Annotated in this window: 24 protein-coding genes and 3 tRNA genes; 5 read left to right on the plus strand and 22 right to left on the minus strand. The window is 37.5% G+C overall.

The features are described from left to right. The 8 genes from PLA12_08590 to PLA12_08625 form a co-directional block, all read right to left on the minus strand. Positions 1 to 719, minus strand: a 719-nt coding sequence (locus PLA12_08590; GenBank protein HOQ32558.1) for a C4-type zinc ribbon domain-containing protein, incomplete at its 3' end; no start/stop codon positions are given. 61 nt (positions 720 to 780) lie between these two features. Next, on the minus strand, positions 781 to 960 hold the full coding sequence (locus PLA12_08595; protein HOQ32559.1) for a hypothetical protein: 180 nt from the start codon (positions 958 to 960) through the stop codon (positions 781 to 783). Continuing rightward, positions 920 to 1,456, minus strand: coding sequence for an acetolactate synthase small subunit (gene ilvN / locus PLA12_08600; protein HOQ32560.1), 537 nt, complete (start codon positions 1,454 to 1,456; stop codon positions 920 to 922). The genes PLA12_08595 and ilvN overlap by 41 nt, the downstream gene beginning before the upstream one ends. Continuing rightward, on the minus strand, positions 1,440 to 2,045 hold the full coding sequence (gene pth, locus PLA12_08605; GenBank protein ID HOQ32561.1) for an aminoacyl-tRNA hydrolase: 606 nt from the start codon (positions 2,043 to 2,045) through the stop codon (positions 1,440 to 1,442). The genes ilvN and pth overlap by 17 nt, the downstream gene beginning before the upstream one ends. Before the next feature lie 129 nt (positions 2,046 to 2,174). After that, on the minus strand, positions 2,175 to 2,822 hold the full coding sequence (locus PLA12_08610) for a 50S ribosomal protein L25 (protein HOQ32562.1): 648 nt from the start codon (positions 2,820 to 2,822) through the stop codon (positions 2,175 to 2,177). Positions 2,823 to 2,844: 22 nt separating this feature from the next. Beyond that, the gene (locus PLA12_08615) at positions 2,845 to 3,804 is read right to left on the minus strand and encodes a ribose-phosphate pyrophosphokinase (protein ID HOQ32563.1); all 960 of its coding nucleotides are present in this window, start codon (positions 3,802 to 3,804) and stop codon (positions 2,845 to 2,847) included. Positions 3,805 to 3,859: 55 nt separating this feature from the next. After that, positions 3,860 to 3,935: transfer RNA gene (locus PLA12_08620), tRNA-Gln, on the minus strand. A 91-nt stretch (positions 3,936 to 4,026) separates the two neighbouring features. Then, positions 4,027 to 4,104, minus strand: a tRNA-Glu gene (locus tag PLA12_08625). Positions 4,105 to 4,261: 157 nt separating this feature from the next. Between PLA12_08625 and PLA12_08630 the strand changes: the two genes are divergently transcribed. Next, positions 4,262 to 4,335: transfer RNA gene (locus PLA12_08630), tRNA-Val, on the plus strand. Positions 4,336 to 4,398: 63 nt separating this feature from the next. Here PLA12_08630 and mnmE read toward each other — a convergent pair. From mnmE to rpmH, 6 genes are all read right to left on the minus strand, one after another. Continuing rightward, positions 4,399 to 5,781, minus strand: coding sequence for a tRNA uridine-5-carboxymethylaminomethyl(34) synthesis GTPase MnmE (gene mnmE, locus PLA12_08635; GenBank protein ID HOQ32564.1), 1,383 nt, complete (start codon positions 5,779 to 5,781; stop codon positions 4,399 to 4,401). A 40-nt stretch (positions 5,782 to 5,821) separates the two neighbouring features. Further along, positions 5,822 to 6,949 (minus strand): RNA-binding cell elongation regulator Jag/EloR, encoded by a 1,128-nt coding sequence (gene jag / locus PLA12_08640; GenBank protein HOQ32565.1) that lies wholly within the window; start codon positions 6,947 to 6,949, stop codon positions 5,822 to 5,824. Positions 6,950 to 7,017: 68 nt separating this feature from the next. After that, positions 7,018 to 8,955 carry a membrane protein insertase YidC gene (gene yidC, locus PLA12_08645; GenBank protein ID HOQ32566.1) on the minus strand — a complete coding sequence of 646 codons (1,938 nt, stop codon included), beginning with the start codon at positions 8,953 to 8,955 and terminating at the stop codon, positions 7,018 to 7,020. Between the two features lie 86 nt (positions 8,956 to 9,041). After that, positions 9,042 to 9,305 carry a membrane protein insertion efficiency factor YidD gene (gene yidD / locus PLA12_08650; protein HOQ32567.1) on the minus strand — a complete coding sequence of 88 codons (264 nt, stop codon included), beginning with the start codon at positions 9,303 to 9,305 and terminating at the stop codon, positions 9,042 to 9,044. Further along, positions 9,298 to 9,654, minus strand: coding sequence for a ribonuclease P protein component (rnpA, locus tag PLA12_08655; GenBank protein HOQ32568.1), 357 nt, complete (start codon positions 9,652 to 9,654; stop codon positions 9,298 to 9,300). Before rnpA ends, yidD begins: the two co-directional genes overlap by 8 nt. Before the next feature lie 31 nt (positions 9,655 to 9,685). Continuing rightward, positions 9,686 to 9,844 carry a 50S ribosomal protein L34 gene (gene rpmH / locus PLA12_08660; protein ID HOQ32569.1) on the minus strand — a complete coding sequence of 53 codons (159 nt, stop codon included), beginning with the start codon at positions 9,842 to 9,844 and terminating at the stop codon, positions 9,686 to 9,688. A gap of 329 nt (positions 9,845 to 10,173) precedes the next feature. On the opposite strand from rpmH, the gene PLA12_08665 reads away from it, so the two are divergent. Both PLA12_08665 and PLA12_08670 read left to right on the plus strand, forming a co-directional pair. Continuing rightward, the gene (locus PLA12_08665) at positions 10,174 to 11,703 is read left to right on the plus strand and encodes a PilT/PilU family type 4a pilus ATPase (GenBank protein ID HOQ32570.1); all 1,530 of its coding nucleotides are present in this window, start codon (positions 10,174 to 10,176) and stop codon (positions 11,701 to 11,703) included. Positions 11,704 to 11,795: 92 nt separating this feature from the next. After that, the gene (locus PLA12_08670; GenBank protein HOQ32571.1) at positions 11,796 to 12,857 is read left to right on the plus strand and encodes a hypothetical protein; all 1,062 of its coding nucleotides are present in this window, start codon (positions 11,796 to 11,798) and stop codon (positions 12,855 to 12,857) included. On the opposite strand, the gene cysE is transcribed toward PLA12_08670, so the two are convergent. The 3 genes from cysE to PLA12_08685 all read right to left on the minus strand — a co-directional run bounded on the left by cysE (position 12,854) and on the right by PLA12_08685 (position 15,839). Then, positions 12,854 to 13,651: a serine O-acetyltransferase gene (gene cysE, locus PLA12_08675; protein ID HOQ32572.1), complete on the minus strand. Its 798-nt coding sequence runs from the start codon at positions 13,649 to 13,651 to the stop codon at positions 12,854 to 12,856. The genes PLA12_08670 and cysE overlap by 4 nt on opposite strands. Before the next feature lie 104 nt (positions 13,652 to 13,755). Next, positions 13,756 to 14,790 carry an alcohol dehydrogenase catalytic domain-containing protein gene (locus tag PLA12_08680; GenBank protein ID HOQ32573.1) on the minus strand — a complete coding sequence of 345 codons (1,035 nt, stop codon included), beginning with the start codon at positions 14,788 to 14,790 and terminating at the stop codon, positions 13,756 to 13,758. A gap of 2 nt (positions 14,791 to 14,792) precedes the next feature. Next, complete coding sequence (locus PLA12_08685) at positions 14,793 to 15,839, minus strand: galactitol-1-phosphate 5-dehydrogenase (protein ID HOQ32574.1); 1,047 nt, start codon at positions 15,837 to 15,839, stop codon at positions 14,793 to 14,795. A 342-nt stretch (positions 15,840 to 16,181) separates the two neighbouring features. Between PLA12_08685 and PLA12_08690 the strand changes: the two genes are divergently transcribed. Continuing rightward, a complete protein-coding gene (locus PLA12_08690) occupies positions 16,182 to 19,031 on the plus strand; it encodes a DUF4091 domain-containing protein (protein ID HOQ32575.1) in 2,850 nt (949 codons plus the stop codon). A 98-nt stretch (positions 19,032 to 19,129) separates the two neighbouring features. Here PLA12_08690 and PLA12_08695 read toward each other — a convergent pair whose 3' ends face one another. From PLA12_08695 to PLA12_08715, 5 genes are all read right to left on the minus strand, one after another. Beyond that, a complete protein-coding gene (locus PLA12_08695; protein ID HOQ32576.1) occupies positions 19,130 to 20,440 on the minus strand; it encodes an MFS transporter in 1,311 nt (436 codons plus the stop codon). Between the two features lie 32 nt (positions 20,441 to 20,472). Beyond that, on the minus strand, positions 20,473 to 21,345 hold the full coding sequence (locus PLA12_08700; protein HOQ32577.1) for an HDOD domain-containing protein: 873 nt from the start codon (positions 21,343 to 21,345) through the stop codon (positions 20,473 to 20,475). 30 nt (positions 21,346 to 21,375) lie between these two features. Continuing rightward, complete coding sequence (locus PLA12_08705) at positions 21,376 to 21,636, minus strand: hypothetical protein (GenBank protein HOQ32578.1); 261 nt, start codon at positions 21,634 to 21,636, stop codon at positions 21,376 to 21,378. 3 nt (positions 21,637 to 21,639) lie between these two features. Continuing rightward, the gene (locus tag PLA12_08710) at positions 21,640 to 22,005 is read right to left on the minus strand and encodes an exosortase system-associated protein, TIGR04073 family (protein ID HOQ32579.1); all 366 of its coding nucleotides are present in this window, start codon (positions 22,003 to 22,005) and stop codon (positions 21,640 to 21,642) included. A 90-nt stretch (positions 22,006 to 22,095) separates the two neighbouring features. Continuing rightward, positions 22,096 to 23,076 carry a hypothetical protein gene (locus PLA12_08715; GenBank protein ID HOQ32580.1) on the minus strand — a complete coding sequence of 327 codons (981 nt, stop codon included), beginning with the start codon at positions 23,074 to 23,076 and terminating at the stop codon, positions 22,096 to 22,098. A gap of 198 nt (positions 23,077 to 23,274) precedes the next feature. Here PLA12_08715 and PLA12_08720 point away from each other — a divergent pair, with 198 nt between their 5' ends. Beyond that, entirely contained in the window at positions 23,275 to 24,546 is a 1,272-nt protein-coding gene (locus PLA12_08720) for a PHP domain-containing protein (protein HOQ32581.1), read from the plus strand. The last annotated feature ends 50 nt before the right edge of the window (positions 24,547 to 24,596 follow it).

The raw sequence follows: 24,596 nt of genomic DNA on the forward strand, positions 1-24,596 counted from the left end.
TGCTTATCGAGCAAACCTGGATAATAAAGAATTCTACCGCAATGTCGGCATGTATGTATCTTCTCACTTGCCATAATTTCATTCACGACCTGAGGGAGTATCTGCATGAAGCAACCCGAACAGATTTCGTCTTTTAAGGGAACAACCACAGGTCCCGTTTTCTTTCTTTGTTTCACCCGCAAATAGTGACTGAGCAATTCCGGACTAACTGATTTTTGGGCTTCTAATCTTTTCTGTTCTAATCCTTTTCGTTCCTGTATAACCTCTTGAAGTTCTTTATCTATTTGTTCCTCCTGTTTTTTTAATTGTTGAATTTCCGTTTCAATTCTTTTTTTTGCTTCCAAAAAGAACAGATTCGCTTCATCCATTTGAAGCATTATTTTTATTTGTTCTTCTTCCTTTAACCCTATTTGTTTTTTTATCTCATCAATCTCTTTTAATAAAGCCTGATATTCTTCGTTCTTTTTTACCCCTTGTAATTGATTGTTGTATTTTTTTATTTGTTCCTGTAATTGGGCAATTTGTCTTTCACATTCTCTCTGGTCTAATACAAGCTTCTTATGAGTCTTTTCACTATCTTCTATTTCTTGTCTTAACTTCTTTTCCTGGATTTGTAATTTTTCTTTCTGTTTAGGTATTTCTTTCTCTTTTTGCAACAATGCTTCTATTTGTAAATCAATATCCTGTAATTCTAATAAATTTTTTATTTGTTCCTTCATATATTTTTCCTTTATTTATCTAAAAAAAAAGCCACAGCAAAATTTGCTGTGGCTTTACCTTTCAATGCCGTCCCTGAAAGTGTTTGCATCGGCACGGAACGCTACTACCGTAATTGTTCTTCTCAACAATTTTATTTTGATTGTTCCACCTTTGCATTTCCATATCACTTTCAGTCTTTATTGTAATTTCATTTTCAAACTCATTCATCATTTTCAGTATCGGAACTATTATTATACCCATTTGAACCGCACCGTTCAATTGCAATAGTTCCTGTGCGAACTACTTCGATAATTCCAAAGGGTTTCATCATATCTATAAAGGCTTCTACCTTCCCTTTGGCACCTGTAATCATAATAATCATAGCATGCGTTCCCACATCTACAACGCGGGCACGGAATATGTTTGAAATTTCCACAACCTCCGCTCTTGTCTTACGGTCTGCTTTTACTTTCACCATTACCAATTCCCGTTCAACAAAAGCCGACTGGGTTAAATCTTGAACTTCGATTACATCTACCAGTTTGTTCAACTGTTTTATAATTTGATTTAAGACATTCTCATTTCCGCGGACAGTTACTGTCATACGGGAAATTTCGGGGTTTTCTGTCTCACCGACGCAGAGGCTGTCAATATTGTATCCCCGGGCACTGAACAATCCCGAAACACGAGCTAAAACCCCAAAATGATTTTCCACCAGGATACTGATGGTATGTATTTGTTCATTCTTGGTTGTCATAGTCTTTTTCCCTCTTATTATTATTTTCTTTCTTGTTAAAACGGTTCATTGTTATCTCTATTCCATTCGAAATCCAACTTTCTACAGCAGAAGATGCTTCCTGTATCATGGTATCAACAGCAGATTTTTCCGCGTCCTCAAACGGCATGAGGACATAATCGGCTAAATCAATAGGGAGTGTAGGTTTTCCCACACCCAATCGCAATCGGGGAAAAGTATCTGTTTTACAGCAATCAATAATAGATTGAAGCCCTTTATGCCCACCAGAACTGCCCTGAGGTCTCAATCGTATGGACCCTAACGGTAATTCCACATCATCAAGGATTATTAAAAAATCCTGAGGAGCAAGGGAAAAATAATCCATAATACTCTTCACCGATTTACCACTCAAGTTCATGAAAGTTGTAGGCTTCATCAGACATATTTTTTCATCTCCCATTCTTGTATAACCGATATCAGCATAGAAATCTTCACGGGAAATGGGACAATTTATTTTATCTGATAGAAAATCCACTACTCGAAATCCTATGTTATGTCTTGTTTGAACATATTTTTTTCCGGGATTCCCTAATCCTACAATTACTTTCATCTCTTTACAATTCCAAAGAAAATTCTTCTTAATATAAATAAAATAAAAAGCATCTCAAAACTTTTCTGATACAGAAAAGTTAAGATGCTCAATTTACCATGCACCTCGAACGATATGTAAAAGGGGTAATTATTCCTTTTCTTCTTCGGCTTCTTTAGTCTCTTCGGCACCTTCTTCAGGTTTTTCTTCTTCAGTTGCCGCTTTAGCCTCAAGTGTTCGAGGCACATGGATAGATACAACCACACGGTCTGAATCCGTCAAAATCTTTACTCCTTCGGGAGGAGTAATATCTGCCACATGGATTGAATGTCCTAAAATTAAATTTGTCACATCAATTTCGATATGTACAGGAATTTGTAAAGCGAGACATTCTATCTCCAATTCGCGTAATTGATGGTCCAAAACACCACCCATTTTCACACCTTCCGATTGACCCACAAGAATAACCGGAACTGAGGTATGAATTTTTTGGTCTAATCGTATCTTCTGGAAATCTACATGAATAATAGAATTGCTTACCGGGTCCCGTTGTATCTCTTTTATAATTGCGGGTGAATCCAGATGAGCATCCCCTTCAATTTCCAATTTTACTATGGGATGCTTCCCTTCCAGATGAGAAAGCATTTTCGCAAATGTTTTTGCATCCATTTTTAATGGTACTGTTTGCTCTTTCATTCCATATAATACAGAAGGAATATTTCCCTCTTTCCTTACCTTTTTTGTAGAAGATTTCCCTTCTTTTGTCCGAAGTTGTGCCTTAATGACAGGTATTTCCATAAGTCCTTTCTCCATAAATATTTTACGTATTTTGTGTTAATAAACTACTAACAGATTGTTCTTCATGAATATTTCGAATAGCCTTAGCAATAAGTGGAGCAAGATTTAACACTTTAAATTTCTCACATCTTTTAGCCTCTTCGTTTAACTCGATAGAATTACAAAAAAGGATTTCTTCAATAGGAGATTCATTAATTGTCTTCACTGCTTTCCCACTTAGTACAGGATGCGTTGCACAAGCACGAACACTTAAAGCACCCTGTTCTTTTAAAGCAAACGCCGCTTTAACTAATGTTCCTGCGGTATCTACCATATCATCGAAAAGAATAGTATGGTAACCTTCTATTTCACCGATAATATTCATCACCTCAGATTGATTTTCTTTAGGACGACGCTTATCCACAATGGCTAAAGGCAATCCTAAACGGGAGGCAAACTCTCTGGCACGAGCCACACTGCCCATATCTGGTGAGACAACAACATAATCATTTCCATATTTCCGTTTTGCAAATTCTTCAACAAAAACAACATCACCTCTTAAATGGTCAAGAGGTATATCAAAAAAGCCCTGTATTTGCCCACAGTGCAAATCTACTGTTAGAACACGGTTTGCCCCTGCGGCTGTAATTAAATTCGCCACTAATTTAGCCGTAATCGGAACTCTTCCTTTATCTTTACGGTCCTGGCGAGCATAACCAAAATAAGGAATAACAGCTGTAATTCGGTCTGCAGAAGCGCGTCGCACCGCATCTATCATGATAAGTAATTCCATTAAATGGTCATTCACCGGTGGACAGGTGCTATTCACTAAAAAAATATCTCTACCACGGACATGCTCACATATCTGCACATGAACCTCTCCATCACTGAAGCGGTCCACAATTGCATTCCCGGGAAGTATTCCCAAACACTCACAAATATACTCTGTAAGTTTTCGAGACGCATTCCCGGAAAAAACCAGTAAATCGCCCGCACAAGTCATTTTAAGTCTCTCAAATATAGATGTTATTTGTTCCAAAAGTATTTATAGAAAAAAATGGCTGGGGCGGCTGGATTCGAACCAACGAATGCCGGGACCAAAACCCGGTGCCTTACCAACTTGGCGACGCCCCAAACGCAGTAATAAAGTATATAAAAAAATCAATTCTATTTTCAAATCCATACCCATTTTTTACTAATAAAACAATAAATACAAACAAAAAATTGGCGTCCCCAAGGGGATTTGAACCCCTGTTGCCGCCGTGAAAGGGCGATGTCCTAGGCCAGGCTAGACGATGGGGACGCTGATTTATTAAAAATTTTGGAAACATATAATAACAAAAACACATTTATATTTTCAAATAAACTGTTTTTAACCATCAATATTGGATACTTGCAACTTATCCAAAATTTACACAACTTGCAAAAAAAACCTGTTTTTGATATGCTATAACTGCTACGGGCGATTAGCTCAGCTGGTTAGAGCGCTGCTTTCACACGGCAGAGGCCACTGGTTCAAGTCCAGTATCGCCCACTATTGCTTTTTATCATCGTTTTTACAATTTCTACGGGTGTTTCTATTTCATTGCCTCTCTTTTTACTTCCCTATGCAGAAGGAGGAAAAGATAATATCTAATAACTCTTCTGTAGCAGTTTCCCCGGTGATTTCCCCTAAGGCGTGAAGGGCTTCGCGCAATTCAAATGCTGTTAAATCGGGCAGTAAATTTTTTTGCTGAACACAATTCTCTATACATTTTTTCGCTCGTAGTAAACTTTCTTTCTGATGTTCATGAGAAAGCATAATATCTTCTGATATTTCACTATCACCAAGTAGCACGGATATTAATTCTTTTTCCAGTTTATCTATTCCCAAACCTGTTTTCGCTGAAGTAAAAATAAGAGGCTTAATATTTTCAGAAATAAGGGTAGGGATTTCAGGGTTTTCATTTAAATCTATTTTATTTACTATAAACATGAGGGTCTTGCTTGTATTTTCTTTTATCGCCTTATATAACCGAATATCATCATGATTTATACAAGTGGCGTCTGTAACTAATAAAATCACATACGCATTTTCAATAGTTTTCCATGCTCGTTCTATACCTTCCTTCTCCACAGGCTCCGAAACTTCCCTCAATCCTGCTGTATCAATTAACCGAACAGGAACCCCTCCCAAGGATATATATTCTTCTATATGGTCTCGTGTGGTGCCGGGATATGGTGAAACAATGGCACGATTTTCTTGAAGTAGAGCATTAAACAAACTCGATTTTCCCACATTGGGTTTGCCTGCTATTGATACGATAACCCCTTCTCTTAAAATTTTACCTCTTTCCGAAGTCGCTAATAATTGTTCCATATTTGCCAATATTTCCCGCAGTTGGGTTAATGACTGCTGCCATAACTGATCTGGGATTTCTTCCTCTGGAAAATCTATAACAGCCTCAACCCACGCTAAAATTGTTTTAATATGTTCTGAATATTCATAAATCTTTTTCGAAAGATGTCCCTCTCGCAATTCTCGTGATAATGCTAATGATTTTTTTGTTTTTGCTATTATCTGGTCTAATACGGCTTCTGCCTGTGTTAGGTCAACTTTTCCATTGAGGAAAGCGCGTTTTGTAAACTCTCCCGGTTCTGCAATTCTTACTCCCCTCTCTAACAACAATTCGATAATACTTCGTAAAATCAGCATGTTTCCATGAGCATGTATTTCAACAACATCTTCCCCGGTATAAGAATGGGGCGATTTCATCACCAGAACTATTACATCATCAAGGATATTTCCATCTTTTTCCACGATATTTCCATAATACATTCCCCGTTTTTTTTTAGAAATATCCTGTCCCGAATGAGAGCGAAAAATATGAGAAACAATATCAACCGAATCAGGACCACTAACACGGATAACACCAACGGCACTTACTCCGGGAGGGGTGCAAATAGCCGTGATAGTATCATCCCTCAATACATACCCCATTCTATTTTTCCTTAAAAACAACAAATGGTTTTTCTATGTATTATTCAGAAACCTGGCCGGGGTCAATATCATCACCATAAGGTGAACGACCGGGTTTTCCTCGTTTCCAATCGGGTTTATAATCTCTACCACCACTTCTTCTATTTTGAGGTTTGTTGGAATAACGGTTATTGGGATACCTATCTCTACGGTCTCTTGTATCTCTATATCCCCTATGGTCTCTACGGTCTCGATTATTGTAGGGTCTTCTATCGAAACGACGATTCTTCGGGGCAATCACGACACAACGATTATCCCCTTTACCTACACTGAAAGTCTCAACCGAATGGTCATTCTGTAAGGTCATGTGGATAACTCTTCGCTCATGAGAAGGCATGGGAGATAATTTCATCTTTCTTCCTGTTTTTCTTGCTCGTTCAGCAAAATCTAAAGCCATTTGTCGTAAGGTATCTTTTCTACGGGCAAGATAATTCTCCGTATCAACAACAAACTTCTCGTTGGAATCTCCTTCTTCAATTCCAAAGAACATACGGTTGATAAGAAATTGTATGGTTTCAAGGTGAGAGCCTTTTTTCCCAATCAATAAAGCACCGTCTTGCGATTCAATTTCCAGTTTTGGAATACCATCCTCAGTTCGAACAAATTTTACAGATGCTTCTATCCCCATCTTCTGGAGCATCTCACCTAAAAGGGCTGATGCTTCGTTTCCCTGTGCATCCGTAATACTCACTTTTGTCTCTTTTTCCTGCACATCCTTGTTCTCTTCTTGAGGGGATTGTTCTGTCATCATACTTTTTCTCTCCTGTCTTGTGTTATGTTTGCTTTTTTCTTCAAAAGTATTGCCTGATTCCGTCTTGGAATAATTTTTCTCAAATTCTTTACCTTTTCCTTTTGCAGTTTTGGGTAGTGATTTTTCCTTGCCTTTAGACGGAACATGTTTGCTACCTTTCTCATCTACGGGCTTTTGCGACTTCTGTTGTGGTTCAGGGATTGTTTTCTCGACTGTAACACGAACCTTCACAGGACGGGAACCCAGTCCAAGAAATCCTTTACTACCTTCATCAATCACTTCAATGTTCGATACATCAGCCATTTCAACCCCTAACTCTTCAAGAGCCTTCTGAATGGCTTCCTCTCGTGTTGCTCCAACAGTTTCTATCTGTTTCATATTACCAACTCCATTATGATTGTAACATGTTTTTTAGTTTTATTGTAAGTTTTGCACATTGTTATATATTAATCTTCATCCTCATTTGTTTTTCTTTGTTTCAATTTCCGTTCCCGACGGAGTTCTTTTGCCCACTGTCGTTTCTTTTCCTGTGCTACCGTATAGAAATGTCTGCGTGTCGTAGTTACTTTACGAGGGGTAATATCCACATCTTTCATAGGCACTATATAATTCTGGGCAATTCCTAACAAAGTACTCACCAGGATATACAAACTTAATCCCGATGCCATGTTATAACATATAAGGGTAAAGAATATAGGCATAATATTCATCATAATCCGCTGTTGCGGTGTTTGAACAGCAGAGGCACCCGGTGTCAACTTTTGGCTAACATACATAGAAATTCCCATCAAAATAGGTAATAGATTAATACTTTCCAGATGCCCTCCACTGAAAGGAAATGGGATGGAGAAAGGAAGATTGAACAAACGGTCAGGCTGAGACATATCCTTCATCCAGAAAATAAATTCTGCACCTCGCAACTCAACCGCACTCCAAAGCATTCGATATAGCGCAATAAACACGGGCAATTGCAAAAACAGAGGCAGACAACCTCCTAAAGGATTTACTCCTCGTTCACGATATAGTTCCATCATCCTTTTTTGTAATTCTTGCTGATTATCTCCTACTTCCGCTTTTAACTTTTCTATTTCCGGTGCCAACTTCTGCATCTTCTTCATACTAACCATACTCTTCCATGTAAGCGGGAAGACGACAATACGAACTAATATCGTCAACAAAATGATAGCCACTCCATAATTGGGAATGGTCCATTCATAAAAGAAATTCAATAGAGCAAGCAACAACTTTGCAAATTTATCCATTATTTTCACAGATGTGAAAAATTCCCAGACCTGTTCTAATCCTGGCCAGGCTTTAGCAAGTAAAGAACCTCTGTTGGGACCTACATACGACCGTATACGGAACTCCTGTGTCTCATTAGGAGCAATCTGACATTGGGTTGCACCTACCCCTACCCGAAAATGTTTGGGACCGCCTGTTATCCATCCCTGTGCCATATTAAACTCTGGTTTCAATGCAATCACAAAATAGGCACTTCGAATTGCAGTCCATCTTAAATCAAATACCCTCTCCAAAAATTCATTGGGGTTGGATTTCGGTTTTAATTTTGATGTTATATATCTTAAAACTTCTCCTTTACGCTCAAAAATTATGGTCTGGGCAACCCCTTTATTATTATCTCCCGAATTAACATTAGGACCCCAACTTAGAGAGAAAACCGGGTCAACCTTATTTTCTATATTTTGGGGAAAGACTGTAGAAGAAAGATTGGTAATTTTTATCTGAACATCTACCACAAATGGAGAGTCCCCGAAAGAGAATATTTTGTCTATTCGCAAAAAATTAGGTATCGTATAGGAAAAAGAGGCTGTATGTTCGGATTCATTAATCTGAACATCCCAGAGTTTTGAATCTAACTCATCATCAAGAGGATGGGCATGAAAACGAAGTCCAAAAGGATAAACTGCATCTTTATCCGGTGTATTCTTCCAAATAGGGACAAGTTGCACTTTATCTGTTCGATTAGGTTTTAAATAAATATTGAGATATTTTACCCGTGCCCCTACTCGTGTAAAAACAATATCCATATCTTCCTTGGATAAAGTTACCTGGTTATCTTCCTCATTTTTTATTTCAGGTTCAGGAGGAAATATAATCCCCATTTCTGAGAGTTGTTGCTTTTTCTCTTTTTCTATATCTTCTTTTTCTATTGGAGATTTTTGTTCGGAAGATTGAAGGGGTGCCGTATTCTCTGAAACACGCTTTTCTACTTCGCTAACTGCAGCATTTCCATTATTTTTTACCGTTTTTTGGGGTGGCGAGGGAATAAAAAAATAACTCCAACCAATCACAATAGCGGTAATTAATAATAAACCTATTACCTGGTCTCGAAAAACCTTTTTATTATCATCATCACCGAACACAAATTTTTCTCCATTCTTAAATATAAGACTTTAATTTTTTTGGAGGGTTTTACTAATTGTTTCTGATAAGCCCAATGGTAAGTGATTTACTTCAGAATCGTATTATCACATGAATGATGCGATTTGCTTAAGGGGAATACCCTAGGCACCGGGTCATAGCCTCCTTTACAAAAGGGCTGACATCTTAAAATACGCCAGATAGTCAACATGAGACCTTTAATAAACCCGTGTCTTTGGAATGACTCAATAGCATAGTTAGAACAACTTGGATAAAACCGACAATGTTGTCCTAACCAGGGAGAGATTCCTCTTTGATATGCTTTAATAATCAAAATAGCAACCTTAGCCATTGAGTATTCCCCCAGTTTTAAGTAAGCTTGCCAATTCTGCATCAATCTGTTGATGGCTCCATTCAGACAGTCCTGTGCGGGCAACAACAATTAGAGCACCACGCTCACGAAAATGAAGTCGGTTCAACCGATAAAATTCCCGAATATATCTTTTAATCTGGTTCCTTTTCACCGACCGTCCTACCTTTCGGGATACGACTATCCCCAATTTGTTACCCATCTGCTCATCAGAAAACCAATAGCAAACCATTCCTTCCCCAGAAATACGTTTTCCCTTCTTGAATACATCTTCAAATTCCTTCTTTTTGTGAAGGCGATATTCTTTGGGAAAACAATATTCTCCGGGCACAAGGTATTCTTACCCTCCATATAATTTTTTGTTAATATTTTTTCTCAACCCGGTCTGAAACCGTTAAATATTTACGACCTTTTCTCCGTCGTGCACTTAATACGGCTCTTCCCCAGCGGGTAGCCATTCTTGCACGAAAGCCGTGTGTTCTCAATCTGCGAGTATTCGAGGGTTGGTAAGTCCTTTTCACGGATAACTCCTTTACCTTTTACGATTTAATATTTGTTTACATAATAAATAAACTTTTCTCTCCCCCAGCAAAAATTTTTTATCAGTTTATAGAAAGATTATTATAAATATTTTAAATATTCCAATGCAAATATAAAACTATCTATCTTCATTCCTGATTGTTATTTTATCTATCTTTATAAAAACTATTTCTTTTTTTGTTCCCTAATTTCTGCCCATAAATTCTTAGAATTTACATAAAAAATTGACATACATATTTTAATAATGTATTATTCCTATTAAGATATTGCGAAAAATAAAACAGAGCGATATAAAAAAAGGGAATAAATTATGGCTGAGTTTATCATTGGCACAGGACAAACGCCTACAGTTCGTGCTATTGTGAAAACAATCGAGGAACAGATACGATTAAAAGAAGGAATACCTCGTTTTATACTCGCCCGTGCAAATAATATGGAATTTGAAGCGGAGCGGGATGACTTTCAAGGGGATTATATTCGTTGGATACTTCGCATGCGTGTTCCGGAAGCATGCTTAAATAGAATTTTAAGTGTTGTAAAAGAGAATGCCGATGTATGTAATGCAGAGCGACAACAGGAATGGCTCATTGTTTCTACTAAGGACGGAACGCCTCCAAATCTCCTTCCCAAAGTTTTTATTACCATAGATAAAGTGTGTCAATGTATCACGCTACCAGAAGTATGGAAAGTTAAGGGTGATCGATACCGTATTGATAGAATTAGCCCCGAACTTTTGTTTCAAGCGATGATACAATATAAAGCAAGTGATGTGCACTTATCCCCGGGAGAATGCCCTTTATTCCGTGTTGACGGAGATATAAAACATTCCGAACTTATGGGACCTCTTTCAGCTATTCAGATATTAGACCTTATTCGACAGATTGTGCCAGACCGTTACCGTGAAGAATTGGAAAAAACCAATCAAACCAGTTTTAGTTATCATCAGGCAGGACTGGGTTATGCCCGTGTATCTGTTTTCTACAAAATGGGGGCTCCTCATTGCACTTTCCGATTTTTACCCGAACGAATACCTTCTTTTGAAGAGTTGAACATCCCTAAAAATACCATGTTAGAAATTGCAGATATTAATCATGGACTTGTTCTGGTTACAGGGATGACAGGTAGTGGAAAAACAACCACGGTCGCTGCGATTATTGATTGGATAAACGCCCATAAGTCCTACCATATCTTAACCATTGAAAATCCTATTGAATATGTCCATGTAAACAAGAAATCCGTCATATCTCAAAGGAATATGGGCGATGATGTATTAACTTTTAATGATGCCGTAACAGGAGCACTCCGACATGACCCAGATGTAATTGTTATTGGTGAGATGAGAGACCCTGATACTATCCGTTCTGCAATCAATGCGGCAGCGACAGGACATTTAGTCATCAGTACTTTGCACTCAAATACGGCTTCAGAAGTGGTCAATCGAATTGTAAGTTTCTTCGACCCATCTGAAAGAGACCTTGTTCGCTTACAATTGCGTGACTGTATTAAATGTATTATCTGCCAGCGACTTGTCCCTCAAATTGGTGGAGGGCGTATCCCTGCTCTTGAAATTATGTATAATGACATTAAGGCTATCAATGATGGCATTCTCTCTGGCGATACAGACCTCATTCGTGTGGGCATGCAACAAACCGTATCCCACTCCTTCATTTTTGAACAATATATTCATAAACTCTACAAAGAGGGACGAATCTCACTGGAAAATGCCCGCGATGCAGTAACCGACCGCAGTACATTAGACCAACTCCTTATGGGGACATATTCCGTACCTCGTCTGGATTCTATTAAAGGCAAAGGGGAACACGAAGCCTTCAGAGTTTAACTTTTTATTTGTTCTGTCCATATTTGCATTTATAAAATCCTTCTATCTAATATTAAGCAGGTTCCAATTAAGTAAAAAACGGTTAATAAAAAGTGAAAAAAAAATATTTGTCTAATTTTCTTGCTTTTCTCTTAGGTTGTGTATTTCTAATATGTATCTTATTTATTTGCGAAATGATTTCACGACCTGTATACAATAAATATTTTAAGTTAACTATTCAGGAAAACCCGCCTATACTTATCCATACGGATATTACGAAACCGAAAAAACTCAATACGGGGATAGAAGGCACTGCTGTAATAAAAAAAGGCTCGCATCTTTCTGTAACTTACAATTACTCTATAGACAAAAAAGGGAGAAGGACTACTTATTCATCTCCTGAAACAGAAAAAAAGACAAATTGTCTGTTTATCGGTTGTTCGTTCACTTTTGGAACGGAGGTAAATGATAACGAAACACTACCCTCACAATTTGCTATGCGAAATCCCAATTGTGCAGTTTATAATTACGGAATACCAGGAAGTTCTCCTCAGGAAATTTATCTTACCACATTAAATTCAGAGTTCGCTGATGATGTAGAACCTATGCCTACCGTTGTTGTCTATACTTTTATCGGAAGCCACTTAAAAAGGTTAGTTGGGGCATGGTCTATTATCGGCAGATGGGGAAAATATCTCCCACATATTGAAACAAAAAATGGAGAACTTGTGAATTTAGGTCCTTTTGCCGAAACAAAACCCTATTCGTGCTTTATTTCAGAAATACTCTATAAATCTACTCTGGTTTCTATGATATTTGACTCAAAAAACATAGATTATCCTCAAAAATTTACAAATGACAACTTTGAATTGCTTTACCTACTATTGGGAAAAACACGAGAGAACCTTTCAAAACGATTTCCTAATGTTCAAATGGTTTTCCTATTTTTCCCGGGTTCAACGGAAGCGATTTCAGGTATTTATGATTATATAAATGGAAAAAAAGAATTCATTGTTATTGACTACTTTAAAGACAGTGGCAAAAAAGAAAAATTACAGGAATTAGAAAAAAAGAATGAACATAAATATCCCGACGGTCATCCCAAGCCCATCATTTATAGTTATCTTTCGGAATGGTTAACACAAGATTTAAGGGCAATGAATTTAATTCCTTAAAGTCCTTCGCCATTGGAAAAGAACTGGTCCATTACCAGAGCAGGTGCTTCTTCAGAAGTAGGACCAATCGGTTTTGCAGGAACACCTGCTACGGTGGTATGAGGGGGTATATCCCTAAGGACAACAGCACATGCAGCAACCTTCGCTCCTTCTCCTACATGGACATTTCCTAAAATCTTTGCACCCGCAGCAATTAATACTCCATCTCCAATCTTAGGATGCCTATCCCCACGAACTTTTCCGGTGCCTCCTAAGGTTACTTCGTGCAATAAAGACACATTATTCCCAATCACGGCTGTCTCCCCTATCACGACACCTGTGCCATGATCAATCAGTATCCCTTTCCCGATTCTTGCCGCGGGATGAATATCTATTCCAAATACCTCTGACATTCTGCTTTGTAAAAACAACGCCAGATGAAACCGTTCCCGATTCCAGTAATAATGAGCAATCCGATACGATTGCAATGCTTGAAAGCCTTTGAAATACAATAGAGGTTGACAAAACAATCTACATGCAGGATCACGGTCATGAACGGCAACCAAATCAGCACGGATAGCCTCTCCAATTCCAGCCTCATTTGCGAAGGCTTCATCAAACAATTCTCGTAAACTGACAGCCGGTAATGTAATACTTTCCAATTTCCCCGCTAAATGGAAACTTAATACATCCTCCAATGTTTTGTGAGATAAAATAGTGGAGGATAAAAAACTTGCTAGCAACGGCTCTTTTTGAATACCTTCCTGTGCTTCTTCTCGAATTCGTGCCCAGATAGGGTCTGCTTTCTTTTTCATACTTATAAACCTTTTATTTGAAATTCAAGAACAAAACAATATCTTTATTCATTTCCAAAATTATGATTTATTATCGCATGCTTGACAAATAAATCACCATATAGTTATGGTTGAATAATAATACGCATTTCCTTTTTTTCTCCTGCCTTCTGAAACGCTTCTAAAGACTCCGAAAGCGGGTAAACTGAGGAAATGTACCTTTTTACTTTTACAATACCCTGAGATATAAGTTCAAGAGCCTGCCGATGATGTCTCGGAACAGACCCATGGGCTCCGGTAAGCAAAATTTCTTTATAGTGGATTATGTTTGTATCAATGGGAGTGGGTGGGGTTTCCGGAGGCAGACCTCCAAAGAAATTTACACGACCACGATTTCTAACAATATTCAAAGCATCTACTTGTGCTTCTGGAGATGAACAGGCAGTTAGAACAACATCTGCACCTAATCCTCCTGTCTCTTCAGAAATTCGGGAGATAAGATTTTCTTCAGATGTATATATCACTATATCGGCAACTTGCTGAACCACACTCTCCCTTTTTCTTGTGCGATTTACTGCGATAACTTTTCCTGCACCCATTTTACGAGCCACTTCCATCAACATACATCCTATAGGTCCTGCACCAATAATAACGATAGTTTCTCCTAAATTAACTCCACACAATTCCAGAGCGTTTAAACAACATGCCAATGGTTCCGCTAATGCCGATTCTTCATAAGAGACATTGTTCGGAATATGATGAACAGGACCATGTTCTACAACCAGAGGATTTAATAATACATATTCAGCAAAGCTCCCCGGAAACTGGTAACCCATAGCATAATTTATCGGACATATATTACCTATTCCCGCCTCACAATAAACACAGGCTCCACAAGGGACATCCGAACCTATGGCTACTCGGTCTCCGACTTTAAAACGCATTACACCCTCTCCTACTTCTACAACCTCACCGGAGGCTTCATGACCCAGTATTGTCGGTGGCTTAACTCGGCTATTTCCATTATTGATTATTCTCAAATCAGAACCACAAATTGCACAAGATTTTACTTTCACCAATACAGACCCTGGAACTACTTGTGGTTTTGGGACTTCCTTTAATACCAATTTCCCAATATCTTCAAATACCAACGCTAACATAATTATATCTCCTTATTTATGAACATTGCCTTCACGGGAAAAACTTTTTTGTTATGTATTGCTATAAACAATTCTTTAAGCCCTTCAATAGGGACTTTATGAGTAATAATTTTTGAATAAAGGGAATTTTCCTTTTTAAATTCTTGCAATACTACCTGCCACTCGTTTTTAGGATACTCATTTACCAGAGAATTCCATATCCCCGTAATTTGTATTTCTTTACGCAAAATCATTCCATATTGTTTTGCAGGAACTTTCATTTCCTCAAAAGATGGATTTCCAACTAAAATGATTTTTCCCGAAATACCGCAACTTTCTATAGATGTTTCTAATCCAGCAGGATGTCCTGTCGTTTCAAAAACTATATCCACCCCGTGTTTACATTTTTGTTTTATCCATTCAGACACGGTTGTTTGTTTCGCATCTAAAAGATGTTGAAAACCTAAAGAACGAGCAAATTTTAATTTTTCCACAACAATATCTGTCATGAATACTTCCGCCCCAGAAGCCCTTGCCCATAAAGCAATCAGTATCCCGATTGTTCCTGCACCTGTTATCAATACAGTATCCCCGACACAAACTTGAGCCTTTCTTACGGCATGTAAAGCCACAGCACAAGGTTCTGTTATTGCTGAAATCTCTCCCGAAATTCCGTCTGGAACAGGAATTATATTACTTCCTGGAACAGTTACATATTCAGCAAATCCTCCATCTCTCCGTGACCCTAAGTAATCATAATTCAGACATTGCGTATATAAACCTGAATAACACGATGAGCATTGCCTGCAAGGAATTAATGGATATACAACCACATGTCGTCCTACCCAGTCTTTTCCCGTTTCAGAACCTACTTTCTCCACAATCCCCGAAAACTCATGTCCCGGAACCAAAGGATATTTATAAGTGCCATGTTCAAATACTCGGGGTATATCAGAACCACAAATCCCACACGCCAATACGCGAACCAGCACTTCATCAGGCTTCGGTAGAGGAATAGGAACTTCTTCCAACCTTAAATCCCCCGGTGCATATAGTCTTAACGCTTTCATATTATTTTTTCCTATTAAAAGTTTCTGCAAAAAAATAGATTGTTTGAATTAAAACTGTTTAATATCAAATTATCCCCGTGTGTATTATAACGAAAGACCAACGGATTTTCGCAAATTTTTCAAAATCAAAAAATGACAATCATAACAGAAATTAATTATACTTATCCCTTAATCAAATCGTATATTCAACCTAAAAATCATATTATAAGACTACTTATGATGAATCTATCTACTGGAACAAAAACATATATTTTAATATTTCTACAATTGTTTTTAATTTGTATTTCTTTCAATATCACAGCACAAAGCATACAAACAGAAACAGAAGTTAAGTCTCAATATATGTGGTTAAAAATTAACCCTTTGCAACAAGGGGTTATTACTCAACTTGGTTTAATAAATCCGCCCGATAATATCTCGGGTCCTTTGGGAATGTTTCAGGAAGGCTTCGGTGTAGGAAGTTTTTATGTTCCCAATCGGAAAATCAATGAACAATGGGAACAGAGTACACTACCTGACGGAACAAAAGAAATTCGCTATACCTATACTTGTGAAGGACCGAACATACAAGGATTAAAAGTAAAACGAACCATTCTATTATCACCCCTTGTAGCCGGACTTACAATCAAATTAGAAGTAAAAAACGAAGGGACGGAAAGTCAGTGGATTGCACCATGGGTAGCAAATTCAATTAACCCCGGAGGAAAATGGAACGAAACAGACCGATTAGAATTACCAACCAGCGAAGGCATCCTTTCTATTAACTCCAGTCATCATTGGGTTGCATCTCGAAACTGGTCAGCCTACACAGACCAGGAACTCTTAACCAATGTTTGTCTTATTTTCCACGCCGATATGCTTCACTCCTTTCTGGCAGTATGGGAACCGCAGGAAAATAAGCAGGGAGTACAATCGTGGTTTCTGCCATCTTTACTAAAACCCGGTGATACATGGTCTACCGTCTACAAACTCTCTATAGTTCGTGGACTGAGCCATGTTAATTTCGCTTCCGAAGAAATAGCCTGTCAATTAGATTACAAAGAAGATGGAAAACTTATTTTACTTCTCTCTCCCAACCGTGATTTCAAAAATATGCGCATCCAATCACGAGTTCTCGGACCTGATGGTAGAGTTTGGCGTTTACCCACAAAGAAATTTGATTTTCAGCCCAATATACTTATTCGTTGCACTTACGACTGGACAGCACCCGGGCCTGGAAGATATGATTTCCTTGCACAATTAGAGCAGGATGGAAAACCTTACTACCTTGGGAAAGAAACGGGTTCTCCTCACGGAGGAATTGATACTCAATTTGTTGTTGGTAATCCCGTCCCCTCATTAACCACAGATGAAGAACTTTTTCCACCTTGGACAGATGCTCCCAAAACATTAGACAAAGGTCCTCGAAAATTAGAAAGAAGTTTACTATTTCAGGATTCCAAGACAAAAATTTGGTCAGAACCCTCCCTCTTTAAAATCTTCCCGGAAGATAACCCGCAACCTTCGAATCAAACGGATTCTACACTGAAAATTTTCCTTGCAAGAAAAGAAAGGGAATCTTTTCAAATTGCTTTAAGAAATAATGGAACAGATATCTGTACCGTTCAGGCAATCCTTTCGGAACTAAAAAATCGTCAAACAGGAATGTCCATCCCTAAAGATGTTATTTCCACCTACGAAGTAAAATATCATTTTGTCGTTATCCCTTCCTACTACGAAGGTCCAACTGGCTACTGGCCTGATATGCTTGTTCCAACGAATACTATAAAAATTCCACCCCAAACTACATCTGCATTCTGGCTAACCTTATACGCCCCTGAAACCCTTCCTCCGGGGGATTACAAAGGAATCCTCGAACTACAAAGCAATTCTTTTGACCCCGTAGAATTGGAACTGAATATTCATGTGTTCGAATTTGCTCTACCGAATAGCCCCACATTAAAAACAGATTTTGGTTTTTCATGGGAAAACGCTCTCAAAAGTACCCAATTGCTTACAGGAGAAAAACCGAATGCTTCCGCTGTGGCTTCTGCATATTTACAAAATGCTATTGAACACCATGTAACACTCCGCGAACTCACACAATTACCATTACCGAAAACTCCCGACTACGCTCAAGAACTTTCAAATATATTGCCGAAAATTCAACGGCTTATCAAAGAAGGTATAAATACCTTTACAATTCCACCTCAATTAATCAAGCAACCCGAACAATTGAAAACACTTTATTCATTCTTGCAAACGAATAACTTATTAAAACAATCTTTTGTCCCGCTATGGGAATACCCCAAAGAGGAAGACAAAGAAAAATTATTAAACACAATTACTCAATGGAAAACTCTAACTCCTGACCTACCCCTGATGATAACCACACGAGGACTAAATCCCATACTCCCTGACAATGTAGATATATGGTGCATCCATAGCCCTGTAATGGATACACAATTTAACCGATATATATTAGAAAAAATTCAAGCAGGGCAAAAAGTCTGGTGGTGTGTAAATCATGCTCCCCCTCGTCCTTATGCCAATTTCTTTCTTGATTTTGCAGGAATTGAGCACAGAATTTTCTTCTGGCAGACATGGATGTTAGGTATTAAAGGTGTTCACTACTGGTGCATTAATTATTCTAAAGAAAAAGACCCACAAAAATGTCCTCTTGATGTAATACCTACTAATGGAGATGGATTTCTTGTATATCCCGGTAAGGATGGACCTCTAAACTCTATCCGCTGGGAGATAATTCGTGATGGGATTGAAGATTATGATTACTTAAACATATTCTCTCAGTTAATCAAAGAACTTAAAGACACCGGAAATAATCCTGAATTATTACAACAAGCAGAAAAAGTTTATAACTTCCATGAATTTTGCCCTGATTTAGTTAATTTTTCACGAAACCCCAATCTATTACTTTCAAAACGCATAGAAATAGCAGAATATATTGAACGAATGTTAAAAGCCCGCCAATCGGATAGAAGTATTAAAACATCCACCCCTGAAAAAATCATTCAGAATCCGACCCAATCTCAAAAACAAGGGGCTTCCCAATTACCCCAAAAGATAGAGACAAAGGTTCAAGATACTTCTATAGAAGTTAAGCCCATTCAACAAAACAAAACTATCATACCCCCAAAAACTACAACACAAAATCCTAAAAGCGTAGGTTTTAAAAAGAAACCAGACAACTAATTAAACATGTGCTTCTTTACTTTATCTAACCCCTATAGTTATTATTATCTTTTCGAGAGAGGGATTTTGATTATCAAATATTAATTAGATCAACATTTCTATTCTGGTAAGGGTTTTCCTTTTGTTTCTGGGGCAAAGGGTAATACACCCAAACCAATAAGGAACACTACGGAAATCATAACACCTGCTTGACGGATACCAAATCGCTGTGCCAATGTCCCGAATGTATACGGTGCAAAGGCGGAGATGTATCGTGCCACATTGTAGCAGAAACCTACTCCAGTAGACCTTAAACGGGTTGGATATAATTCTGGGAAGTAAACGGCATACCCAGAAAAGACGGCGAGAAGCATAAATCCCATTGAGAAAAATAATATAACCGCCATACCAAAAGAATTTGTGATAATAAATGTAATAGGTATTACAATCAAACAACCTAATAACGCTAATGCAAAAGCAATTTTACGCCCGGATCGTTTTGCCACATATCCATAACATAAAGCCCCTAAGAAACATCCAAAATTTTGAGCCATAACTGCCAAACTAACTTTTACTTCTGTGGCTTTTTTCAATTCAGATAGATTGTCTGGATTCAAGATCTTTCGTAACAGTTCTGCTGACCAGACACTAATTCCCCAGAAACCCACAACTCCTACAGTTGCTAAAATAATACCTATAATTGTATTTCTTCTCCAACGAGGGTCTCCAAATAACTCACGAATAGACCCTAAATTTTCTTCTCCTTTTCGTGCCTTTTCCTTTGCATTATGCCAGGATTGAGGTTCACGGATATACCATAAAATAACGAATACCAAAATACCCGGTAAAATCCCTACCAGGAATATATATCTCCAAACGGTATCAACAGAGGACACCATACTTGTCAGGGTAAGGTTAATAACCCCCGACATAATATTTCCGATTGCGGACATAGATTGTAATAAGGCAAGTGCCGTAGGTCGGGAATGGTCGGGAAAAGTTTCTGCAACTAAAGCAGCTCCCGCAGCAAATTCACCTCCTATTCCTAAACCTGTTAGAAAACGCAAGGTAATGAACTGAACCCAATTTTGAGACAGACCACTTAATCCAGTAAAGCCTGCATACATTAATATAGTTATTGCCATTGTTTTTGTACGTCCTAAACGGTCTCCCACCATTCCAAAAAATAAACCTCCTGTTGCCCAACCCAACATCATACACATAGTCGCCATTCCAATATACCAATTTAAATCACTATCTGGGACTCCCGGCAACAAAGACCTCATAGCCGGTTGTTTTGCAAATACAAATAACCATTGGTCCATCGTATCAAACATCCAGCCCATAATTGCCACCGCCAAAACCAGATAATGGTAACCAGTTAAACCTTCTGTCCATCGTTTTTGATCAAATGTTGCCTGTTGACTCATTGAGATTGTTCCTTACTATCTTCGATTAAAAATTATGTTCCTGTGTAGTTCATCAATTCCTCTATAAATGCATGCTTATCAAAATAGAGATTGATAATATCAATTAACAGCCTGTTATTTAAACCTGCCATTGTCCATACTTCCTCTTGCAAAGGATGTAATTCATGTTCATAAGCAAAAAGTCCCGAGGCACGAACGATATAATCCGCAGCACATAAGGAAGCACAAATTAAGCGCTGTCGTCCATCATCAACTTTCCAAGGTTCATGATGATATAGTACAGCCATGCATAAATCCTCTGATAATTTCCATTCCTCTGAAATTTTCCCTCCTATTTGAGCATGGTCAACCCCAATAATTTGTTGCTCTATCGCTATCCAGGAACCATATCCCCCTTCCTTGGCGCAATAACAAACCCCAGCCCAATGTTTAGGTAAAAATTCCATCAAAAACATTTTACCTATATCATGAAGCAAACCGAACACAAACCCTGTATCTCCCTTTGCAAAAACTTCTTTCAATGGACCCACTGACACGACAGCATCCATGGCAACACCTGCGGCAACACTATGTATAACCATACTCTTTGCCATCTTCCCCATTTGAGAAAAAACTGTAGCCGTAACTACTAAATTGCGAATAACCTTAGTTCCTAATAATACAATTGCATGTTCTATCGAGGTAACTTTCTGTCCTAAACCGTAATAAGCCGAATTGACCAATCTTAATAGTTTGAATGAAATAGATGGGTCTAATGAAATGGCATGGGATAAATCAGCAAGTTTTGTATTGGGATTTTCAATAAGCGATAAAATATTCTGAACAGATGCAGGGAGACTTGGAAGAGTGACTGTTTCTGCCAAAAGACTTTCAATTGTATATTTTGTTAACTCTTCCATAGCCATGAAATAATCTTATTGTATATTAAAATGTTTCTATTTTATTTCAAGTGGAATTAAAGAACGCTCCCCAAAGACCCGTTCCTGGACACAACAAATATCTATTAAGTCCTCAGGAGTTATAAAATCTAATAATTTTTCTACAGGAATAATTTCGCGTTCTCCCCCTTCTTTCTGGAATACAATTACTGCATTTTGCTCTTTTCCATATTTACCTATAAGAACAGCTACCCCCTTTCGTCCATCTTTCAATTGGACCATGCGTAAAATTGCGGAGCCCTGCCTTTTCCAATTCATTGGCTAAAATAAAAATTCGGGTTCTAATATGGGCTGGAAGTTTACTTCTTTATCTGTCACCGGGAAAGTAACCGCTTCAAATACTCCCGTTCCTGTTCTCATCACAGCACGGGCTGTCCCTAAAACGGGAACAACTCCAAATAGATATCCAAAAGGCTTCCCTTCTTTTAATTTTTTATCGAAGGTTAATGGTATTTCTGCCCAACCAAACATAATATTAGACAAACCTCTCCCTAATTTCGTAAGTGATTTTTCAAACCGCGTTGGTTTGGGCAAGTCCTCATCTGGATTATATTCCTGCGCCCAAACAAGTATAGGTTGAATTAACAAAGAGAAAAAAACCATTAACAAAATTACTTTCTTACTCATATTTATATCTCCATCAAATCATAAATTTTCTATTTAATTATAAATAGTCTATCAGATTTTATCAAAATTGTCAAGAAATATTTCAACTCTTTATTTATCTTTTTTATTTTTTGTTATCCCTGAACAAAAACCTAAAAGAATAAAACTTATTCCTATCACAAATAAATTTCCCAATAATTGCTTAACTCCTTCCAAACCTTCTTTTTGATTACAACCGCATTGGAATGGAAATGGCTTTTCCCCTTCTCCTTCACCTTCTCCTTCTACAGAACCTTCTCCTTCCTGAGGAGTTACAGCGGTATACTTTGCATCTAACGAAGCCTTTTCATTTGCAATTATATTTACTTGAACAGAAGCAGGTTTTGTCCAATTAGGAACATCTTTAAACTCTACTGTATATGTCCCGATATCTTTTGTTATCGTTACTCCACTGGCATGATATACTGTTTCTCCTGCAATCCTCCACATAGCACCTGCTTTCACTGCATCCTGCGGGGAAATATTTACAACTAATTTTCCCTGCTCCCGAGAATAACTGGCAGATACAACATTAATAATATCTGACTGCAAATCAATGATTGTCTTTTCAGGAACATTCCATCCCGAAACTTTCTTAAATTCTATTTCATATTCATCAATAGGCACATCCGTTTCTACTTCTCCACTCTCCCGCCATGTTTCTTGTCCTACTCTCCGCCATTGAGCCCCCCCATCTATAACTTCGTTCGGAGAAATGTTAACTTGTAATGAAGCCTTTAATCGTTCATATATACCTACCTCCGTTTTTGTTTTTCCCTGTTCAAGAAACACCTGCTTACTGGTAGGAGTCTTCCAACCTTTAATCCCATCCTTAAATTCAATGGTATAAATCCCCTGTGCAAGAACTAACATCTTACCTGAAGAATACCATTCTTCATTACCTAATTCTTTAACTTTCCATAAAGCCCCTAAACCATTTATCTCTTCAGGATGTAGGGTCACTGTTAAAACAGCACTTTGTGTCTGGGCATTACCTTCAAAACTTATGCATAGAAAACTTATCAGAAATACAATCAATATATATCGTTTCATATAAAAATAAACTCCTTGTAAATATATTATAATAATACATTAAGTTTATTCAAAAAAAATATTCCACTTCAATTATTTTTCTATTTATTCATCAAAATATTACACTTTGTCAATATTTTACATTATATTAAATTAGGTCAATTTACTAACAACAATTTACTTTTAATATAATATATCAACATTAAAAAGGAATCACAAATGGATTTTAATTATGTAAATGAAGAAACTTTACTAAATCATTTTGACGTATCCGTTCGCAATGATACTATTCGTTCTCTATTAGAAAAATATCAACAAAAATCCACGGATATATCTTTTCGCCTTTTTAACCTTCATTGTCATAGTTTCTTTTCTTATAATGGATATGGGCTTTCTCCAACTGCATTAGTTTGGAAAGCTTTGCAAAATAATTTTTATGCATTAGGACTTGTAGACTTTGATGTTTTGGATGGTGTGGAAGAATTTTTGACTTCGTGCAATCTATGTAAAATAAAAGGTTGTGCTGGTTTTGAAACACGAATTTTCGTCCCACAATTTGCAAAACATGAAATTAACTCCCCAGGGGAACCCGGTATAAGTTATCATATAGGCATGGGCTTTATTACTCAAAAAGTAAAAAAGATAAATGTTCTGAATAAACTAAAAAAAATTGCCCAGAACCGTATCCAGATAATGATTGAACGGGTAAATAATTATTTATCTCCCCTTACTATAAATTATGAAAAAGAAGTGCTTCCTTTAACACCCGCAGGAAATCCGACAGAAAGACATCTATGCACAGCCTACTATGAAAAAAGCAAACAACAATTCCCTGATGAAAAAGAGTTTGTTCATTTTTGGTCAGAAAAAATTAAAATTTCAGAGGCTGATATAGAAAAAATAATTACAAATCCCGTTGAATTTCAAAATCTTTTACGAGCCAAACTTATGAAAGCAGGAGGACCCGGGTATGTCTTGGCAAAAGTAGAAAATTTTCCCACTCTTATAGAAGTAAATGAATTTATTTTAGCAAACGGAGCAATTCCTACTTTTGCATGGCTTGATGGTACCAGTTCCGGTGAGCAAAATATTGAAGAATTATTAAATATAATGATTGCTTCGGGTGTATATGCTGTTAATATTATTCCTGACCGCAACTGGAATATAAAAAATCCTGAACAAAAACAAATCAAATTGAAAAATCTTGATAATTTTATTTCACTTGCTCGTGAATTATTTTTACCTATATTTATTGGTACGGAACTGAATGCACCAGGACAAAAGTTTGTAGATAACCTTGATACCCCCGAACTTAAACCTTATTATCAATTATTTTTAGACGGGGCACATATTGCTTACGCTCATACTATCCTTGAAAAAACTGCAGGTATGGGCTTTACAAGTTACTGGTCACGAAATTATTTTGCGAGCAACAAAGAACGCTATGAGTTTTTTAAAGAAATTGGGGAACGAATGACCCCTGTTCTATAATTAATATACAAAACACTCTACATTTTACTTGAAAAACAAATAGGACAAAA

The organism is Candidatus Hydrogenedens sp. (assembly GCA_035378955.1).
GTDB lineage: Bacteria > Hydrogenedentota > Hydrogenedentia > Hydrogenedentales > Hydrogenedentaceae > Hydrogenedens.

Bases quoted from the DNA above. Each gene is read 5' to 3' on its own strand.
- PLA12_08595 (HOQ32559.1), bottom strand. From the start codon at position 960: ATGGGTATAATAATAGTTCCGATACTGAAAATGATGAATGAGTTTGAA.
- ilvN (HOQ32560.1), bottom strand. From the start codon at position 1,456: ATGACAACCAAGAATGAACAAATACATACCATCAGTATCCTGGTGGAA.
- pth (HOQ32561.1), bottom strand. From the start codon at position 2,045: ATGAAAGTAATTGTAGGATTAGGGAATCCCGGAAAAAAATATGTTCAA.
- PLA12_08610 (HOQ32562.1), bottom strand. From the start codon at position 2,822: ATGGAAATACCTGTCATTAAGGCACAACTTCGGACAAAAGAAGGGAAA.
- PLA12_08615 (HOQ32563.1), bottom strand. From the start codon at position 3,804: ATGACTTGTGCGGGCGATTTACTGGTTTTTTCCGGGAATGCGTCTCGA.
- mnmE (HOQ32564.1), bottom strand. From the start codon at position 5,781: ATGGGGTATGTATTGAGGGATGATACTATCACGGCTATTTGCACCCCT.
- jag (HOQ32565.1), bottom strand. From the start codon at position 6,949: ATGAAACAGATAGAAACTGTTGGAGCAACACGAGAGGAAGCCATTCAG.
- yidD (HOQ32567.1), bottom strand. From the start codon at position 9,305: ATGGCTAAGGTTGCTATTTTGATTATTAAAGCATATCAAAGAGGAATC.
- PLA12_08665 (HOQ32570.1), top strand. From the start codon at position 10,174: ATGGCTGAGTTTATCATTGGCACAGGACAAACGCCTACAGTTCGTGCT.
- cysE (HOQ32572.1), bottom strand. From the start codon at position 13,651: ATGAAAAAGAAAGCAGACCCTATCTGGGCACGAATTCGAGAAGAAGCA.
- PLA12_08680 (HOQ32573.1), bottom strand. From the start codon at position 14,790: ATGTTAGCGTTGGTATTTGAAGATATTGGGAAATTGGTATTAAAGGAA.
- PLA12_08685 (HOQ32574.1), bottom strand. From the start codon at position 15,839: ATGAAAGCGTTAAGACTATATGCACCGGGGGATTTAAGGTTGGAAGAA.
- PLA12_08690 (HOQ32575.1), top strand. From the start codon at position 16,182: ATGTGGTTAAAAATTAACCCTTTGCAACAAGGGGTTATTACTCAACTT.
- PLA12_08695 (HOQ32576.1), bottom strand. From the start codon at position 20,440: ATGAGTCAACAGGCAACATTTGATCAAAAACGATGGACAGAAGGTTTA.
- PLA12_08700 (HOQ32577.1), bottom strand. From the start codon at position 21,345: ATGGCTATGGAAGAGTTAACAAAATATACAATTGAAAGTCTTTTGGCA.
- PLA12_08705 (HOQ32578.1), bottom strand. From the start codon at position 21,636: ATGAATTGGAAAAGGCAGGGCTCCGCAATTTTACGCATGGTCCAATTG.
- PLA12_08710 (HOQ32579.1), bottom strand. From the start codon at position 22,005: ATGAGTAAGAAAGTAATTTTGTTAATGGTTTTTTTCTCTTTGTTAATT.
- PLA12_08715 (HOQ32580.1), bottom strand. From the start codon at position 23,076: ATGAAACGATATATATTGATTGTATTTCTGATAAGTTTTCTATGCATA.
- PLA12_08720 (HOQ32581.1), top strand. From the start codon at position 23,275: ATGGATTTTAATTATGTAAATGAAGAAACTTTACTAAATCATTTTGAC.